The following is a 17,931-nucleotide window of genomic DNA, read 5'->3' as shown; positions in this document are numbered from 1 at the left end:
GCCACCGAGTATCCCCGTGTGCCTAGCGGACCAATTGCCACGATTCGACGTGTCGATAGAACGTCGACCGAGTGACCGTGCGATCGCCGCGCACGCCGTCCCGGGTGACGACCGCAGCCTCCGCGCCCACCTGCGCTGCCCGGCCAGTCACCCACTTGGGCCGGCGGAGTTGCCCCCGCACTGCGCAGGCGCGCAGGCCGGGTAGTTCACCGATCGGGGAGATGTGCACCGAGTTGGCCTTGTTCGCGAAGATCCGGGTGTCGTCGACGAACCCCTCGCCGACGAGGCCCTCGTTGCCCGGCCCGTCGATACGGGCCTTGCCGACGAGCGCGATGCCGAGATCGTCGCGAATCAGCGGCATCGGAGTGGCGACGCCGCCGACAGCGCGTTTGGCCGCCGCCGCGCCCGTGCCGGTGCCGTAGATCGCGGAGGCTGCCGACCGCTCGACCGGGACGTAGGCGATCTCGACGTCGAGTCGCTCGATGCGCATCAACCGGGTGAGCACGGCGGCGAGTCCAGAATCGCGGCCGAGCACGATGAGACGGGGGTCGGGCTCGGCGCCGAGCGGTACGAGCGTCTCGTCGATCTCGTCATCGGTGGGGATCGGCGCTGCGGAGCTTGCCGGGAGAGAAGCGAGCGTGATCGGCACCGGTACGTCTCCGCAGCGGAGTACGAACCTGGTCAAGCGCTCTCCTCCCCTCCGGCGTGAGGTGGTCGCGCCGACGCAAATCGGACAGCGTCGGACTCGACAGTCACCATAGCCGTCCGCACGGCGCCGGGAACCGCGGCCGACCCGACGCGCCCCAGGCTGTGCATATTCGCCCGGCGGCTTCGCCCCGGCCGCGTGTTCGGTTGGAGGCGCGTCCGCGCCCTGCACTAGACTGGCCTCCCGGCCGATGCCTCCGACGGCAGACGCTGCAGCTTCCGAAGGTGCGCTGCAATCGGACACCGTTGCGGCCGGCGAAGCCGGCTGCACATTGACCACGCGGCCGGCGAAGCCGGGTGCACATCGACGCAGGAGAGACCATGCCGGCAATAGTCCTGATCGGCGCCCAATGGGGCGACGAAGGCAAGGGCAAGGCGACGGATCTGCTCGGCGGCCGCGTTCAGTGGGTCGTCCGGTACCAGGGTGGCAACAACGCCGGCCACACCGTCGTGCTGCCCAACGGGGACAACTTTGCGCTGCACCTGATTCCGTCCGGCATCCTGACCCCGGGCGTCACCAACGTCATCGGCAACGGTGTCGTGGTCGATCCGGGTGTGCTGCTCGAGGAGCTCGCCGGCCTGGAGAAGCGCAACGTCGACACCACATCGTTGCTGCTCAGCGCCGACGCGCACCTGATCATGCCGTACCACGTGGCCATCGATAAGGTCACCGAGCGCTTCCTGGGCAACAAGAAGATCGGCACCACCGGCCGCGGGATCGGCCCCTGCTATCAGGACAAGATCGCGCGGGTGGGCGTCCGCGCCGCCGATGTGCTCGACGAGAAGATCCTCACCCAAAAGGTCGAGGCCGCGCTCGAGATCAAGAACCAGCTCCTGGTGAAGATCTACAACCGCCGTGCGCTCGACCCCGCGCACGTGGTCGACGAGGTGCTCGCGCAGGCCGAGGGATTCAAACACCGCATCTGCGATACCCGGCTTCGGCTCAACACCGCGCTCGAGGCCGGCGACACGGTATTGCTCGAAGGCTCACAGGGCACGCTGCTCGACGTCGACCACGGCACCTACCCGTACGTGACGTCGTCCAACCCGACCGCGGGCGGCGCGGCGGTGGGTTCCGGTATCGGCCCGAACCGGATCGACACCGTCCTCGGCATCCTCAAGGCCTACACGACGCGCGTCGGTTCCGGTCCGTTCCCGACCGAGTTGTTCGACGAGTCGGGTGAGTACCTCGCCAAGACCGGCGGCGAGGTGGGTGTGACCACCGGACGGGCCCGCCGCTGCGGCTGGTTCGATGCCGTGATCGCGCGCTACGCCACCCGGGTCAACGGGATCACCGACTACTTCCTCACCAAGCTCGACGTGCTGTCGACGCTCGACACGGTGCCGATCTGTGTCGCGTACGAGGTCGATGGCGAGCGGGTCGACGAAATGCCCATGACGCAGACCGGTTTTCACCATGCGCGCCCGATTTACGAGGAAATGCCCGGCTGGTGGGAGGACATCTCGCACGCCCGCACTTTCGAGGATCTGCCGAAGAACGCGCAGAACTACGTGCTGCGCCTCGAGGAACTTTCCGGTGCCCGGGTGTCCTGCATCGGTGTCGGCCCCGGCCGCGATCAGACGATCGTTCGGCACGACGTCCTCGCTTGAGGGCCGCTACAACTACGCGACCCCGCGAAAATCGGCGAGCAGCGGGACCGGACGCGGTATCCGAAGGATCGCCCCAACGGCGAATTCCCGTCGGCGCTTCATCAGTTCACCCTGCGGCGCCACCCCGAATGCGACGGTAACGGCACAGTCGCCGGACCCCACCGCGATCAGCTTCGCGTCGGCGACGACGGCATCGACACCATGCAGCACCGCAGTGATCGTCAGATACAGGTCGATCCGGCGGATCGTCACGCCATCGGTCTCGATCCCGATCCAGGGGTTGTGGTTCGACGTGACGGTGTGTTGCGCCAGTGGCACTATCTCTCGGCTACCCGATCGCGTGCGCCGCGCGGCGTCGGAGAGGAGCGCATAACGCCGCCACCCTTCGATCAGCGTGCTGCCGACGTCGACTTGCAGTAGACCCGCGACAGTCTCGTTCACCTGCCGCTCGACTGAGCGAAGCAGTTGGCCGGGTATGCCCGATACGCCGTGCAGCGCCGCCCGGGTGGCCCCGCGCCGATCGAGGACGGTCGTCAGGTCTGCGCCGTCCGCAGGCCGTCCCGGCGTGCCGAGCAATACGTCGAGCGCGGTGACTTCAGCTGGGTGGTTCATCGGACTCGTCTCCTGTGAGTGTGGCGATGTGATTGCCGCGGTGCGCACTCACCCGAATGACCGGACCGGGCGGTGGTCCGTCGAGTGTGGTCACGTCCATCCGCGGACGCGGATCCGGGTTCGGACGCACATGCACCCGATCGGGTTCGGTGGGCCGTGTATCACGTTGCCGGCGTGACTTTCTCATGCGCCGAATCAATGTCGCCGCACCCAGCGCCACAGCCAACGTGAGCAGTGCCGCGGGAACTTCCCAGTTCGGCGCGGAACTCGCCGCGTCCTTCCGGTCGCCTGTGGTGGTGGTTACAGGAGTGGAAGTCGTTACAGGAGTGGAAGTCACTGGCGTGGTGCTCGCCGTCACGCCCGCCACCACCTCGACCATGGTGGACTGGCTCGCGCACTCCACCACGGCTGTGGAATCGGTGGCCGGGTCTACTTGGGACGCGGTTTGCATGGCGGAGATGGTGTACGTGCCGAGTTGCACGTCGCGGCCCACCGGGATGTCGGCCGTCAACTCGCCGTCGACCACATCGGTTTCGAGCCCCGATCCGGGGGCCCAATCCGGTGTTATCGAGACGGTGGAGGAGCAGTTCCAGCCCGTGCCGATGACTCTGGCGGACGAACCCTGCGCCACCGTCGAATCCTGCACATCGAGCGTGGGACGAACTGGTGCGACCACCTCTACCGTGGCGGACTGGCTCTCACTCGCGCTCGCGCATTCCCTGACGGCCGTGGCACCCCCCACTGTGGGGGGAGACGCGATTCGGGGGGCCGGGATTTGTTGTGCCGAGATGGTGTACGTGCCGGGTTCGACATCGCCGTCGACCGGGATGGCGGCTGTCAACCCGCCGTCGACCACATCGGTTTCGAGCCCGGATCCGGGAGCCCACTCCGCTGTGATCGACACGGCTGAGGAGCAGTTCCAGCCCGTGCCGGTGACGGTGACGGACGAGCCGGGCGCCACCGTCTCGCCGGCTGTCGCGAGTGTCGGGTCGGAGACGAGGTCGTCGCTCGACTGCGTATGCGCGATCTGGGCATGCGCGACCGGGGCGGTATCGAGAAATGGCCCCGCGCCGATCTCGAACACACCGAATAGCAGCACCGAGGCCGCGACGAACCGTGCGCCACGCCCGGTGCGTGGCCTGATGGTCCCCGACACGACCCCTCCAATCTCGATGGCTCGCTGCAGCGACGGCACGCCGCTTCCCCTAAGAGTTCGCGGGCTCCGCTCCAACGGCACGAGTAACGCAGTACTCCATTTGCACGACACGGCGCTCCACATGACGATCCAGCGGATAGTGCAGGGCTGTGCCCATAGACTCGCTGCATGCCGTCCGGGTGGCCGACCGTAGTGCGACAGCGGCACGTCGAGACGGTTGCCGGCCAACTTCGTTCCCGCAACCGCCATACCGGTGTGGTGCTCGTCGGTGGGCCCGGTGTCGGAAAGACCACGCTGGCGCGCAGCGCCGTGCAGGCGGCTCGCGCGCGGGCGCGTTGGGTGGCCGGGACCGAAACCGCGCGCGGCATTCCGCTCGGTGCGCTCACTCATCTCGTCGATGTCGCCGGCGCCGCCGAACCGCACACCGTGCTGCGGGCTGCCCGCGCGCAATTGCTCGGCGGCGGTGGCGATGTGCTCATCGGGGTCGATGATGCGCACATGCTCGACGAGTTGTCGGCCACGTTGGTCCATCAGTTGGCGATCGAGCACGCCGCCTCGTTTGTCGTAACCGTTCGCACCGGGCAACAGATTCCGGACGCGATCAGCGCGCTGTGGAAGGACGATCTGCTGGCCAGGATCGACCTGAGCCCGTTTACCCGGGGGGAAACCGCCGCCGTGGTCGAGTCTGCGCTCGGCGGCCCGGTCGAAACGGTGAGCATCGACCGCATCTTCGAAACCTCCGGCGGCAACCCGCTGTTCCTGCGCCACCTCGTGGAAGGGGCGCGGCAGGCCGGGCATCTGCGCGAGAAGGCCGGTGTCTGGCAGCTGCGCGGGGAAACCGTGATCACCGGGGAATTGTCCGCGCTGGTCTCCGCGCGACTCGAGCAGCTACCCGAACCGGTCATGCGGGTGATGGAGACGCTCGCGTTCGGTGGCAGCCTCGATCTCGACTTGGTGGTCGCACTGCGCGGCCGCGGCGCAGTCGAGGCGGCCGAGCGGGCGGGGATGGTGCAGATCGGTGGTCCGTCGAACCGGTTGTCGGTCACGGCGAGCCACCCGATCTACGGCGAGGTGGTCCGGTCCGCGACCGGCGTGCTCGATGCCCGTCGGATCAGAAGTGAACTTGTGCAAGAACTTTCGCATCGGCCCACGGATCACGTCAGCGACCGGATCCGGATCGTCGACCTTGCGATCGGCAGCGATGATCCACCCTCGATCGAGGCGCTCACCGCGTCCGCGTCGGATGCGTTGACGCTGGGTGATGTTGGGGTGGCCGAGCGCTTCGCGCGGCACGCTTGGCTGGATGGAGGTGGGCTGCCCGCGCAGTTGCTGCTCGCCGTGGCCGCCGCATGGCAGGGCAAGGCCGCCGAAGCCGAGACGGTGCTCGCGCAGGCCGATCCCGCGGCGATGAACGAGATCGAGCTGCTCATCCTCGCGACCGTCCGGGCATCGAATCTCTTTTGGGGTCTCGCCGATTCGTCACGGGCGAGCGATGTGCTCGATAACGCCCGGACCCGGTTGACGTTCCCGGCCACCGTCGACCTGGTTGAAATGCTGCAGGCACAATTCGGTGGGCGGCTTGCGGATTCGTTGCGCTCGGCGCGCGCGGTGCTCGACTCCGGCTGGAGTATGCCGGTGGCGCGCGGCTGGGCGTCGTTCACGGCCGCATCGGCGCTCGGGCAGATGGGTCGGCTCGACGAGGTGAGCGGGCTCGTCGAGGAAGGGCTGATCGCCGCGACTCAGGGCGCGTCCGGTCTGCTTCGGTTCAATCTCGGCCTCGCCGAGGTCCCGCTCTACATCACGCTCGGGCCGTGCGACGCCGCCGAGCACGCTGCACGCCGATACCTGGACTTCGCAGTCGGGCAGCAACCCGCGCGGGCGAAGGCCGGCGTCCTGCTCGGCCTGGTGCTGCTGCAGCGCGGCCGGCTGCGTGCGGCACAGATCGAGTTCACCCAGGCGATCGCCGCGCTGCGTGGCGTTGGCTATGTGTGGGAGTTTCTCGCGTCGAGCTTCCTCTGCATGACGTGTGCTGCGCTCGGTGATGTGCCCGCCGCCGAGGAGGCGATCGAGCGGGTCGAGCGGCTCGTCGGCGGAATCCGGGTGTTGTTCAGCGCGGAGCTCGAACAGGCGCGCGGCTGGCTTGCGGCGGCGCGCGGCGAAACGACCGCGGCGATCGCGCACATGCACGTCGCGGCCGAGGCGGCCGGTGTTGCGTCCCGGTTCGCCGTCCAGGCCGACGCGCTGTTTACCGCCGCCCGGTTCGGCGACCGTACGGTGGCCGAACGGTTGGCCGAACTCGCGACCGCGATCGACGGTGAAACGGTGCAGGTGCAGGCGGCGCACGCTGCCGGGGTCGCGGAGCAGGACGGCGCCGCGCTGGCTGCGGTCGCGGCGCGCTGGGAGGGACTCGGCGCCCTGCTGTTCGCCGCCGATGCCGCTGCGCAGGCGGCGGCCGCCTACGAGCGGGTGCACGAGCGCAGAGACAAGACCAAAGTGTCCGGTCTGGCTTTCCGGCTCGCGGAGCAGTGCGACGACGCCCGCACGCCCGCGCTGCGCGCCGAGGCACATCCGCTGCCGCTGACCGGGCGCGAGCGCGAGATTGCCTCGATGGTGGCGCAGGGGTTGTCCAACAAGAAAATCGCGGAGCGGCTCGTCGTCTCGGTGCGCACCGTCGAGGGGCACATCTATCGGGCCTGCACCAAGCTCGACGTCCCGGACCGGGATGGTCTCGCGAAGGCCGTCCAGAGCGCAGGCTAGCGCCGGGCCCGTAGGGGGCGCGGAAAGCACCGGATTACGCGCATTCGAGTAGTCGACTACTCGCGCCGAGACCGTTTCGCGGGGCGATGATTGAGTCCTGAACCGGCCGACGACCCACTCGGGAGCGGAACCTGAGCCGGTTCTGCAGGCAAGGCGATCGGGCACCGACGCCTGATCCGAAGGTTCCGCGTGCCGCGCGGCCGACTATAGGAATGAATTCGGATGCCAGTGACTCTAGAATCTGAAGCCATGGCGCTCAGTTGGCCTTTGGTCGAGCGACGCACTGAATTCGACGTGATCCGAACGGCGTTGTCGACGCGAGCGGACAGGTGCGGCGTAATCCTCACCGGCGATGCCGGCGTGGGCAAGACAACGCTCGCTCGCAATGCGACGCGGTCGTTGGGCTCAACCGTGCGCTGGGTCGCCGGTACCGAGTCGGCGCGCAGCATTCCGTTGGGCGTCTTTGCGCACCTGGTCAGTTCCTCCACCTCACGTGATCCGGTCACGTTCATGTCCGCCGCACGGGAGTCGCTGCTCAGCGGTGAACACTCCGTGATCGGCGTCGACGATGCCCATTTGCTCGACCAACTGTCCGCGACGCTGCTGCATCAACTGGCCATCGACCGCGCAGTGCGGATCGTCGCCACCGTGCGCAGCGGGGAATCGGTGCCCGATGCGGTCACTTCGCTCTGGAAGGACGGGCACCTCATCCGTCTCGATCTGGCGCCGTTCAGCAAGAAGCAGAGCATCGGGTTTGTCGAAAAGGTGCTCGGCGGCAAGCTCGAGGGACTGTCGGCGGATCTGATGTGGGAATCCTCCGGCGGCAACGCGCTTTTCCTGCACCACCTCGTCGAGGCCGCGCTGGAGTCCGGTGCGTTGCGGCAGGTGCGTGGGATCTGGCAGTTGCGCGGCCGCACCGAGATCACCTCCGAGCTCGCTGCGTTGCTCGAAAGCCGGGTCGACCAGCTGCCGAACGAGATCCTGCAAGTGCTCAAGCTGCTGACCTTCTGCGAACCGCTCGACCTGGACGTGCTGTGCGAACTCGCCGGCGAGGAGGCAGTGGAAGACGCCGAGACACGTGGGCTGGTGAAGATCGTGCCGCAGGGCGGCTCGTTGAATGTGCAGTTCACGCATCCGCTTTTCGGCGAGGTCATCCGGCGCCGGCTCGGTCTGGCATCGTCGCGGCGCTTGCGCGGCCAGTTGGTCGGTGCGTTGCGCACCCGTCCGCTCGAGACGGCATCGGACCGAATTCGGTTGGCGGAGTTGGCACTCGAGAGCGACCAGCAGGCCGACGCGGAGTTGTTCGCGATGGCGGCCGAGGACGCGACGCTGCTCGCGGATCATCCGCTCGGTGAGCGACTTTCGCGCGCTGCGATAGAGCGCGGCGGTGGGCTCGAGGCGGCCGAAGTGCTCGCCCGGACGCTGCTGTGGCAGGGGCAGCCGGACGAGGCGGAGCGGATTCTCGCCGAATTCGATCCCGATTCGCTGGATCAGGTGCAACTGGTTCGCTGGGGTCTCGCCCGGGTGGCAAATCTGTTCTGGTCCAAGGGCGATGCCGAACGTGCCGACCAGGTTCTCGCGATGGTCCGTGCCCGCGTGACGCATCCGGCGCTCGCGGAAGTCGTGGCCGGGCTCGGATCCGCATGTGCGGCTTTCGAGAACCGCTTGGACGACGCGCTGAGCGAGGCGCAGGCCGTGCTCGCGAACGAGGAGGCGCTGCCCAACGCAGTCGAGTGGGCATCGTTCGGGGCGATGTGGTCGCTGGCCCTGATGGGCCGCTGCACCGAGGTCGCGCCGATCGCGGAACGGTTCCATCGGCACGAGCAACAGGCCGACGGTCTCCTGCGCTTCACTGCGGCGCGCGGCGAGATCCTCTCGTTGACGTTCTGCGGTGACCTCGGGACTGCGCGAGCCCACGCCGAGCGGGGACTGGAATTCTCCTCTACCGGGCAGTATCTCGCGTGGGCGATGGCGAATTTCTTGCTCGCCACGGTGGATCTGGCTTCGGGTCGGTGCCTGGACGCGGCAACACGGATCGAGCAGGCGCTCGCCGCAACCGCATCCGACGCTGCGGCGACGTGGAGCTATCCGGCCCGAACCGAGCTCGTGCAGGCATACGCGGCGCTCGGCCGGTCCGAGGACGCGGCGCGCAACCTCGCCGAGGCGCAGCAGCGCTTCGGTCCGCACCTCGCGGTCACCGCGTCCCAGCTCGAGCTCGCCGAGGCATGGTTGCGCGCGGCCGAGGGTTCCGTCGCCCGGGGCATCGAGATCGCCCGTGCTGCAGGTGATTCGGCGGCCGGGGCGCATCAGTTCGCGGTCGAGGCGGATGCGCTGCACACCGCGGCCAGGTTCGGGGACCGCACCGTGGCCGAGCGGCTCGGCGAGTTGGCCGCGCAGCTCAGCGGCAGGCTGATCGGCGTGCATGCCCGGCACGCGGCCGCGGTGGCCGCGGACAATGGTGCGGAATTGGACGCTGCAGCTGCCGAATACGAACAGATCGGCGCGCTGCTTTCGTCCGCCGACGCGTCGGCGCAGGCGGCGAGCGCGCACGAGCGGGCAGGCAACAAGCGGGCCACCGCAGAGGCCGCCGCGGCCGCGAACCGTAACGCCGCCGAATGCGGCGGAGCGATGACACCGGCCCTGCGGGTGTCGGCGCAGCCGTTGCCGCTGACTGCCCGGGAACGCGAGATCGCCAACCTGGTTGCCGCCGGATTGACGAACAAGCAGATCGCCGAACGTATCTTCGTCTCGGTCCGCACCGTCGAGGGCCATCTCTATCGGGCGTGCGCGAAACTCGACGTCACCGACCGCGATGCGCTCGCGGCGCTGACGAAGTCGGGGGAGACGAAGGCGCCCGGCTGGGCCGGGTAGGCGGCACTTAGAACAGGACGGGCTCCCCGAATCCCGGCGCTCGCTCGATCGCGAGCAATGTCGCTTTGGTGACCGCGCCACCGAACGCGGAGAACCCACCGGGGTTCGCGCCGGAGGCGAGCACGCGGTGGCACGGCACGATCAGCGGGATGGGATTGCGGCCGAGTGCCTGCCCGACCGCCTGTGCGGCACCGGGCGCGCGCATCCGTAGGGCGACGTCGCCGTAGCGCAGCGTGTGGCCGGGATCGATCGCGCGGGTGATGGCGTACACCTTGGCATCGAACTCGGAGACACCGGCGAGGTCGAGATCGACCCAGCGCAGGTCGTCGAGGTCGCCGTCGAGATGTGCGCGGATGCCGTCGCGTACCGCTCGGACGGCTTCGGGCGGCACGCCCTCGACGGCGCCGCCGCGGGCCAATCGGATGCGCGTGGTCTCGGCGTCGGCTTCGGGCAGCTGTAGGCGGGTGACCCGCTGCCCGCGCCAGCCGATACCGCAGCATCCGATCGCGGTGTCGAACAGCGTGTAGGCCAGCACCCGCTCAGTGTGCCGGGAGGCACCGACACGGCCCGCGCTGCGGGCCCGGCTCCCCACGTTGATCACGAGCAACCGGCCCCCACCCCGCGTTGATCACGAGCAACTGGCCCCCGAGACGCCGGAAATTGGGGCCATCTGTTCGTGATCAACGCGGACGGGGCGGCGACAAGGCAAGCAGGCCAGTTGTCGCCAACTGGACTGGTCAGGCGGCGCGTTCGGACTCGTCCTCCGGCTTATGGGCGTGCACCGCGGCCAGATCGCTGTAGAGGCGCTGCTGGTCGTGGTCGACCGGGAGAAGCCCGGCGAGCGGTGCGGCGGGGCGGAACTGGTCCAGGTGGAAGAGGTTCCGCTCCGATGTGCGGGGAGCGTAGTGGTAGATCGCGGCGGCGAACAGCGCCACTGCGAGCAGTGTGGCGATTGCGGTCATGAACCCATGGTGCCGAAATCTGGACTTGGAATGTATAGCCAGTTGCGGAATACTGGCCTTATGGCTGCTCGGGTGATTGGCGCGTCCTCGTTGGTTCGCGACCTCGGAGTGTGGCGTGCGGACAGCGGACGGTCCGCGCGACCCGCCTACGTCGCCCTGGCGGAGAGCATCCGGATGCTGATCCACGACGGCCGAGTCCCACTCGGTGCCGCGCTGCCGAGCGAACGCGACCTGTCCGCGACGCTCGACGTCAGCCGCACCACCGTCACATCCTGCTACACGCTGCTGCGGGAGAAGGGCTACCTGATCAGCAGGCAGGGTGCCCGCGGCGTGGTTGCGCTGCCGCCGTCGGCGAAGGCGCCGAGTATGGGGATCACGGCCTCGCTCGACGCACCCGATCGCCCCCTTGTCGATCTGTCGTACGCCGCGCTGCCCGCGCCGCCCGAGGTTCAAGGCGCGTATTCGGCTGCACTGGAACAACTTCCGTCCTACCTGCCGACGCACGGAATGGATCCGCTCGGAATTCCGCTACTGCGCGAGGCGATTGCCGCGCGCTACACGGAGCGTGGCGTGTCGACCGATCCGACGCAGATTCTCGTCACCCTCGGGGCACAGCACGCGTTGCGACTGCTGTTTACCCTGTTCACCGCCCCCGGCGAACGGGTTCTGATCGAGCACCCGAGCTACCCGAACGCCATTCAGGCCGTCCGTGATGTCGGCGCGCGCGCCGTCCCGGTTCCCATGCGGCCCGAACGTGACGGCTGGGATCTGGACGGAATCCGCAGTGCGGCAAGGCAAACCGCAGCAACACTGGCTTACCTGGTGCCTGACTTCCAGAACCCGACCGGGCTGTGTCTCGGCGTGGCGGGCCGCGCCGAACTCGCCGCTATCGCGCGGGATACCCGAATGACCGTGGTGGTGGACGAGTCCATGGTCGATCTCGGGCTCGACGAGTCCGCTCCGGTGCCGGTGGCGTCGTTCGCGCGCGGGCCGGAGGTGGTGTCGGTCGGCTCGATGTCGAAGTCATTCTGGGGCGGCCTGCGGGTCGGCTGGATTCGCGCGAACCCCTCGCTCATCAACCGGTTGCTCGGCAGCCGCGCATCGATCGATCTCGGCACGCCGGTGATGGATCAGCTCGCCGCCGCGCATTTGCTCGTCGAACCGGAACCGGTGCTGGAGCAGCGCCGCGAGCTGTTGCGCAGCCGCCGTGCCGTGTTGCTCGACGCGCTCGCCGAGATGCTCCCGGATTGGCACGTCGCGCCCGGGCCCGGTGGGCTGTCACTGTGGGTGCGGCTGCCTGCCCCGATATCGAGCGCGCTCGCCGCCACCGCACCGAACTTCGGTGTCGTGCTCGCGGCAGGCCCGAAGTTCGGCGTCGAGGGCGCGTTCGAGCGGTTCATCCGGCTGCCGTACGCCCAACCCGAGGCCGATCTTCGCCTCGCGGTGAGCGGGATCGCCGCGGCATACCAAGTGGTGGCGCCGCGAACACCAGCGGCGGCGAGTCCGCCGTCGCTGGTGGTCTAGCGCCTAGTTCCAGACGGCGTGGTTGGCGTCAGTTCCAGACGGTGTCGATCGGCGTCGCGACGCGCGGGGGTGCGGTCGGGGTGCCGTTCGGCGTGCGCGAGAAGCGCGGCGCCGGGGCGTGCTGGGTGACGCCGTCCAACTCGATCAGTGCGCCACGGGCCGCGACGTGCGCATTCTGCGGGGCCTCGGCGAAGGTGAGGATGGGCGACGTGCACGCGTCGGTGCCTTCGAAGATGGCCGCCCACTCGTCGCGGGTTTTGGACTTGAACGTCTCGGTGAAAGTCTTGCGCAGGGTGTCCTGGCCGGCCGGGTCGAGCTGGCCCGGCAGATCGGCCGCATCGAGCTCGAGCAAACGCAGCAATTCGGCGTAGAACTGCGGCTCGATCGCGCCGACGGCCATGTACTTGCCGTCGGAGGTCTCGTAGGTGTCGTAGAACGCCATGCCGGTGTCGAGCAGATTGTTGCCACGCTCGTCGTTCCACATGCCCTGGCCGCGGAAGCCCCAGATCATGTGCGAGAGGGCGAGCGCGCCGTCCACCATCGCGGCGTCGACGACCTGGCCCTTGCCGGAGGTCTGCCGCTCGATGAGTGCGGCGAGCAGGCCGAAGATCAGGAACATCGAGCCGCCGCCGAAGTCGCCGACCATGTTCAACGGCGGCACCGGGCGCTCGCCCTTGCGGCCGATCGCATGCAGGACGCCGGTCAGCGAGATGTAGTTGATGTCGTGCCCGGCCACCGGCGCGAGCGGGCCTTCCTGGCCCCACCCGGTCATCCGGCCGTAGACCAGACGCGGATTGCGCTCGAGCGTGACGTCGGGGCCGAGACCCATGCGCTCGGTGACGCCGGGGCGGAAGCCCTCGATCAGAATGTCGGCGCGCTCGATGAGGCCGAGCACCTTCTCGATGTCGGCGGGATCCTTGAGATTCGCCTCGACGATGGTGCGGCTGCGCAGCTGGGCGTCGGTCGGCGTGCCCTCCGGGCGGAGGCCACCGGCCCGCTGAACACGGACCACGTCGGCGCCGAGGTCGGCGAGCAGCAGCGCGGCGTGCGGCCCGGGGCCGATGCCGGCGAGTTCGATGACGCGGATGCCTGCGAGTGGGCCTTGCTTGGTGGACACGAATGCTCCTCGGATAGATCTAGCTCGCTAGAGCAGTTGACGACACGACAATAACCCGGACATTACTAACGCTCGCTAGGTGACCGATTCTCGACCACAATCGCAGGCTGTGAGCGTTGGTGGAGAACTACTCGTCGGACTTGCAATCCTCATCGGCCTGGCAGGAATCGTCGTGCCGATCGTGCCGGGCACGGTGCTGATCGCCGCCGCACTGCTGGTGTGGGCGATCGTGGTGGGTACGGCAACGGCATGGACCGTCGTCGGTGTCGGTCTGGCGCTGCTGGTGGTCTCGGGCGTCGTGAAGTACACCTGGCCTGGGCGGCGCCTACGCGACGCCGGTGTGCCGAACCGGTCGATCATCGTCGGCGGACTGCTCGGCATCGTGGGCTTCTTCGTCGTGCCTGTGGTGGGGCTGTTCCTCGGCTTCCTGCTCGGCACCTATCTGTCCGAGGTGCAGCGGCTGCGCGGCCTGGGTCCGGCGTGGCCGGCGACCGTGCACGCGACGAAGGCGGTCGGCCTGTCGATGCTGGTCGAACTCTTCGGCGCATTGGCGGCCGCAGGAATTTGGCTGGCGGCCGTCCTCGCAAGCTAGGCGGCCCGCGACCGGATTTCTGAGTGGTTTACCCAGGTCTGGCCAGCGATTTGGCACTATAGGCGGCGCTCGCGGGGGGCGCGATGTGGCGAGCGCAGGCAGTGATGATCCTCACTCTCTAGGAAAGCAGAGATGTGCTGCACTCGGCGTTTGTTACTGTGCGGTAGCTCGGGGGGCGAAGGTCGGGGGTGTCTCGCTCTCAGTCTCCCGGCGGGGAGCATCCGCGCGACGGCGCGCGGGTGGAGGTCAGGGAGACAAACATGCAGATTCGAGAAAGTCGGTTCGTTCGCCGGGGGACCTTCGTGCGGCTCGGTCGCGTAGCCACGGCAGCGGTCATCGCTTCGCTTACGGTGGTTGCCGGAGCAGCGCTCGGCGCCACACCGGCGGCTGCCGCGCCGGTCAGCCCCTTCTACACCCCGCCGCCGCAGTTCTCGGCCGACCCGGGGGCGATCATCAAGACCGAACCGCTGGGCGTGCTCGCCGCGGTGCCGGTGCGCACCGGCTGGCCGGTGCCGGCGCAGAAGGTGATGTACACGTCGCGTCTGCAGGACGGAACGCCGACCGCGGTGTCCGGCACGTTCATCGACTCGGCCGCGCCGTGGCGTGGGCCGGGTCCCCGCCCAACCGTCGTCATCGCGCCGGGAACCCAGGGTCAGGGTGACCAGTGCGCGATCTCGGTCGCACTCCCGACCGGACTGGTCGTCGACCCGGGCACCCTTTCGTTGTCTGCGAATCAGGAACTGCCGGGGGCGGTGCTCTGGAATCTGATGGGCGCGCGGGTCTTTCTGACCGACTACATCGGACTCGGCACGCCGGGCGTCCACACCTACGTCAACCGCGCCGAGGGCGCGCACGCGGTGCTCGACGCGGCGCGCGCCGCGAACCGACTCTCCGAAACGGGGCCGGAAACCCCGCTGCTGTTCTGGGGCTACTCGGAGGGCGGCGGCGCAACGGCGGCAGCCGCCGAGTTGCAGCCGACGTACGCGCCGGAACTGAACCTGAAGGGCACCTGGGCCGGTGCGCCGACGGCCGATATCGGTGCGGTGCTCGCCAAGGTCGACGGTGCCCTCATCGGCGGCGCGATCGGGTTCGCAGTCAACGGCCTCCTCGCGCGCTACCCGGATTTGCAGGCGGTGCTGGACCGGGTCGCCTCGCCCGAGGGCAAGGCGATGCTGGTCACCGCCAGCAACGAGTGCATCGGTGACGTCATCCTCAAGCACCCGTTCATGCGGACCAACAGTATGACCCGCGACCACCGATCGCTGCTGGAGAACCTGCAATCGGAGCCGATTGCCATGCGCGCTATCGACGACCAGCGCATCGGGCGGCTGGCCCCTACGAGTCCGGTACTGATTACCAGCGGCATCAACGATGACACGGTGCCCTACGGTCAGGCTCGTCAGCTGGCCACGGACTGGTGCGGTCAGGGTGCGCCAATCACCTTCCGGACCAACAACTTCCCGGTGCTGCTGCCGAGTACCACGATTCCCGGCCACTTCGGGCCGGAGATCGTCGACGCCTACGTCGCCAACAATGTCATGCCGTACCTCATGGATCGCCTGGCCGACAAGCCCGTCGCGGGCTGCTCGATCGCCTGAGCACCTGAGACTGGGCGCCTGACTTTGGGCGCCGACTGGCAATTGCCCACTGCGCGGGTGTGGAGTTCACGAACTCCACACCCGCGCAGTGCTATTCGTGTTCGACGGCGGGTAGCGGCGCGGTGTCCCCACCGGCCGCGGCAGCTACCGCGGGCATTTCCAGGGTGCGGTTGCCGCCCGGGGCCGGCCCCGGCTCGGTAGGCAGCCGGTAGAACTTGCGGGCGTTGGTGCGCAGCACCGCGTCGAGATCGTCGCCCACGCAGTCGGCGATCAGGTCGATATCGGCGGCCTCGAAGGTGCGCCGCGCTCTGGTGCCGGGCAGGTCGGAGCCGAACATGAGCGCCTCGGGATTGACTCGGTGGATCTGCCGCAACGTCTGCGCCACATCGAGATTGACCCGGCCGAAGCCGCTCGCCTTCACCCGCACGCCACGGTCGACGAGATTGAGTATGTAGCGCTGTGCGTTCCGTGACATCCCCAGATGGTCGATGCTCAGGGCGGGCAGCTTGACCAGGACCGGTTCGAGCGAACCGAGGATCGGGCCATCGGTGTAGAACTCGGCGTGCCAGCCGACGAGATCATGCGCGCGCAACGCCTGCGCGGTGAGTCGCTCGATATCGGTGGCGCCGCGCTTGAGATTGAAGCGCACCGCCCGGACGCCGAGCCGATCGAGCGAGATGATGTCGTCGTCGGTGGCGTCGACGTCCAGCTGGGTCACGCCCACCCAGCCGGGCCCGAGCTGGCGCAACGCGGATACCAGAAAACTCTGGTCGGTGCCTTGAAACGAACCGGCCACCACCGCACCGCCGTCCACCCCGAAACCGGACATGCGGGACTGGTAGTCGGCAATGGTGAACGGCTCGGGCAGGAAGCCGTCGTTCTCGATCAGCGGAAACCGCGGATCGATGATGTGTAGATGGGCGTCGAACACGTCTACCAGAATGCCGCACCGGCTCGGGTGCATCGGAGCCGGGCGGTCCCGCGATTGCCCGGCTTATGCCTTGTGTGGCTCGCTCGCGCGGAACATCTCGTCGCGCTCGACGACCTTGACCCGCTCGCGCCCCTCGGGCTCGCCGAGGGAGCGCTCGTGCGCGTCGAGCCGGTACCAGCCGTCCCACGTCGTGTAGGGAACCTTGTTGGCCTCGAGGAAGTCGACGACCGACTGCGTGTCCGGCTCGGACGCGCCGGCGAACGACTCGCGGTCGTCGAGCAGGCAAGCGATCGTCTCGTTCGCGTCGCCCTTGGTGTGTCCGATCAAGCCGATCGGACCGCGCTTGATCCAGCCGGTCACATAGGTCGCGTTCATGAATCGACCCGGTCCTTCGGCGTTCTCGTCGAGCAGCACACGACCGGCTTCGTTCGGCACGGTGCCGGCCTGCTCGTCGAACGGCAGGCTGGGGATGTTCTGCGACAGGTAGCCGACCGCGCGGTAGACCGCTTGCACATCCCATTCGTTGAACTTGCCGGTGCCGCGGACGTTGCCGGTGCCGTCGAGCTCGGTGCGCTCGGTGCGCAGGCCGGTGACCTTGCCGTCCTCGCCGAAGATCTCGGTGGGTGATTCGAAGAAGTGCAGGAAGAGCTTGTGCGGGCGGTGGCCCACGTCGCGGATGGCCCAGTCCTGCAGCGTGTTGGCCACCATGTCGACCTGCTTCGAGTGCCGGCGAGCCGCCTCGGACGCCTCGTCGTAGTCGATGTCTTCGGGATCGACGATGACCTCGATCGTCGGCGAGTGGTCGAGTTCGCGCAGCTCGAGCGGGGTGAATTTGGCCTGCGCCGGACCGCGGCGGCCGAAAACGTGCACCTCGACGGCCTTGTTCTCTTTGAGCCCGGAGTAGACGTTCGGTGGGATCTCGGTCGCCAGCAGCTCGTCGCCGGTCTTGGCGAGTACGCGCGCGACGTCGAGTGCGACATTGCCCACGCCGAGCACCGCCACCTTCTCCGCCTCCAAAGGCCAGCTGCGCGGCACGTCCGGGTGGCCGTCGTACCAGGACACGAAGTCCGCGGCGCCGAAGCTGCCGTCGAGTTCGATGCCGGGGATCTCGAGCGCGCGGTCGGCGTTCGCGCCGGTGGAGAAGATCACCGCGTCGTAGAAGCGGCGCATGTCCTCGAGCGTGATGTCGGTGCCGTAGTCGATATTGCCGAGCAGCCGCACCTCGGGCTTGTCGAGCACCTTGTGCAGCGCGTTGACGATGCCCTTGATTCGGGGATGGTCCGGCGCCACGCCGTAACGGATCAGGCCGAAGGGTGCCGGCATCCGTTCGAATAGATCGATGCTGATCGTCACGTCGGACTTCATCAGGGCGTCCGCGGCGTAGATACCTGCGGGACCTGCGCCGACGATGGCAACGCGGAGCGGGCGGGTCTGATCAGTCATCAGTTTTTCGGACCTAACTCGATGGTGGGTAGTGGCAGGTAATTTAGGCTAG

At 68.2% G+C, this 17,931-nt stretch carries 14 protein-coding genes; 6 read left to right on the top strand and 8 right to left on the bottom strand.

Going from position 1 to position 17,931, the window contains the following annotated elements; translation table 11 throughout:
* Positions 1-22: 22 nt before the first annotated feature.
* On the bottom strand, positions 23-685 hold the full coding sequence (locus OG921_RS02085) for a hypothetical protein (protein ID WP_266110673.1): 663 nt from the start codon (positions 683-685) through the stop codon (positions 23-25).
* A 341-nt stretch (positions 686-1,026) separates the two neighbouring features.
* Here OG921_RS02085 and OG921_RS02080 point away from each other — a divergent pair, with 341 nt between their 5' ends.
* Positions 1,027-2,316, top strand: coding sequence for an adenylosuccinate synthase (locus OG921_RS02080; RefSeq protein WP_266110672.1), 1,290 nt, complete (start codon positions 1,027-1,029; stop codon positions 2,314-2,316).
* Between the two features lie 12 nt (positions 2,317-2,328).
* Here the strand turns inward: OG921_RS02080 and OG921_RS02075 are convergent, their stop codons facing one another.
* Both OG921_RS02075 and OG921_RS02070 read right to left on the bottom strand, forming a co-directional pair.
* Positions 2,329-2,928 carry a hypothetical protein gene (locus tag OG921_RS02075; RefSeq protein WP_266110671.1) on the bottom strand — a complete coding sequence of 200 codons (600 nt, stop codon included), beginning with the start codon at positions 2,926-2,928 and terminating at the stop codon, positions 2,329-2,331.
* Entirely contained in the window at positions 2,912-4,084 is a 1,173-nt protein-coding gene (locus tag OG921_RS02070; protein ID WP_266110670.1) for a hypothetical protein, read from the bottom strand. Before OG921_RS02070 ends, OG921_RS02075 begins: the two co-directional genes overlap by 17 nt.
* A gap of 168 nt (positions 4,085-4,252) precedes the next feature.
* Between OG921_RS02070 and OG921_RS02065 the strand changes: the two genes are divergently transcribed.
* Together OG921_RS02065 and OG921_RS02060 are read left to right on the top strand one after the other, a co-directional pair.
* Positions 4,253-6,841 carry a LuxR family transcriptional regulator gene (locus OG921_RS02065; protein ID WP_266110669.1) on the top strand — a complete coding sequence of 863 codons (2,589 nt, stop codon included), beginning with the start codon at positions 4,253-4,255 and terminating at the stop codon, positions 6,839-6,841.
* A gap of 249 nt (positions 6,842-7,090) precedes the next feature.
* On the top strand, positions 7,091-9,712 hold the full coding sequence (locus OG921_RS02060) for a LuxR family transcriptional regulator (protein WP_266110668.1): 2,622 nt from the start codon (positions 7,091-7,093) through the stop codon (positions 9,710-9,712).
* Positions 9,713-9,719: 7 nt separating this feature from the next.
* Here OG921_RS02060 and OG921_RS02055 read toward each other — a convergent pair whose 3' ends face one another.
* Entirely contained in the window at positions 9,720-10,247 is a 528-nt protein-coding gene (locus tag OG921_RS02055) for a methylated-DNA--[protein]-cysteine S-methyltransferase (RefSeq protein ID WP_266110667.1), read from the bottom strand.
* A 202-nt stretch (positions 10,248-10,449) separates the two neighbouring features.
* Positions 10,450-10,674, bottom strand: a complete 225-nt coding sequence (locus tag OG921_RS02050; RefSeq protein ID WP_266110666.1) for a hypothetical protein — start codon at positions 10,672-10,674, stop codon at positions 10,450-10,452.
* A gap of 60 nt (positions 10,675-10,734) precedes the next feature.
* Between OG921_RS02050 and OG921_RS02045 the strand changes: the two genes are divergently transcribed.
* Positions 10,735-12,198 carry a PLP-dependent aminotransferase family protein gene (locus OG921_RS02045; RefSeq protein ID WP_266110665.1) on the top strand — a complete coding sequence of 488 codons (1,464 nt, stop codon included), beginning with the start codon at positions 10,735-10,737 and terminating at the stop codon, positions 12,196-12,198.
* Between the two features lie 28 nt (positions 12,199-12,226).
* Here OG921_RS02045 and OG921_RS02040 read toward each other — a convergent pair whose 3' ends face one another.
* Positions 12,227-13,315, bottom strand: coding sequence for a CaiB/BaiF CoA-transferase family protein (locus OG921_RS02040; RefSeq protein WP_266110664.1), 1,089 nt, complete (start codon positions 13,313-13,315; stop codon positions 12,227-12,229).
* A gap of 109 nt (positions 13,316-13,424) precedes the next feature.
* Here OG921_RS02040 and OG921_RS02035 point away from each other — a divergent pair, with 109 nt between their 5' ends.
* Entirely contained in the window at positions 13,425-13,907 is a 483-nt protein-coding gene (locus OG921_RS02035; protein ID WP_266110663.1) for a DUF456 domain-containing protein, read from the top strand.
* Positions 13,908-14,167: 260 nt separating this feature from the next.
* Positions 14,168-15,505 (top strand): lipase family protein, encoded by a 1,338-nt coding sequence (locus OG921_RS02030; RefSeq protein ID WP_266110662.1) that lies wholly within the window; start codon positions 14,168-14,170, stop codon positions 15,503-15,505.
* A gap of 91 nt (positions 15,506-15,596) precedes the next feature.
* Here OG921_RS02030 and OG921_RS02025 read toward each other — a convergent pair whose 3' ends face one another.
* Both OG921_RS02025 and OG921_RS02020 read right to left on the bottom strand, forming a co-directional pair.
* Positions 15,597-16,436 carry an amidohydrolase gene (locus OG921_RS02025; RefSeq protein WP_266110661.1) on the bottom strand — a complete coding sequence of 280 codons (840 nt, stop codon included), beginning with the start codon at positions 16,434-16,436 and terminating at the stop codon, positions 15,597-15,599.
* A 63-nt stretch (positions 16,437-16,499) separates the two neighbouring features.
* Complete coding sequence (locus OG921_RS02020; protein WP_266110660.1) at positions 16,500-17,879, bottom strand: FAD-dependent oxidoreductase; 1,380 nt, start codon at positions 17,877-17,879, stop codon at positions 16,500-16,502.
* Positions 17,880-17,931: the final 52 nt, after the last annotated feature.

Source organism: Aldersonia sp. NBC_00410 (assembly GCF_026342035.1).
Classification (GTDB): Bacteria; Actinomycetota; Actinomycetes; order Mycobacteriales; family Mycobacteriaceae; genus Aldersonia.
The sequence above is the reverse complement of the archived record's forward strand: the minus strand, read 5'-3'. Positions and strand labels throughout refer to the sequence as shown.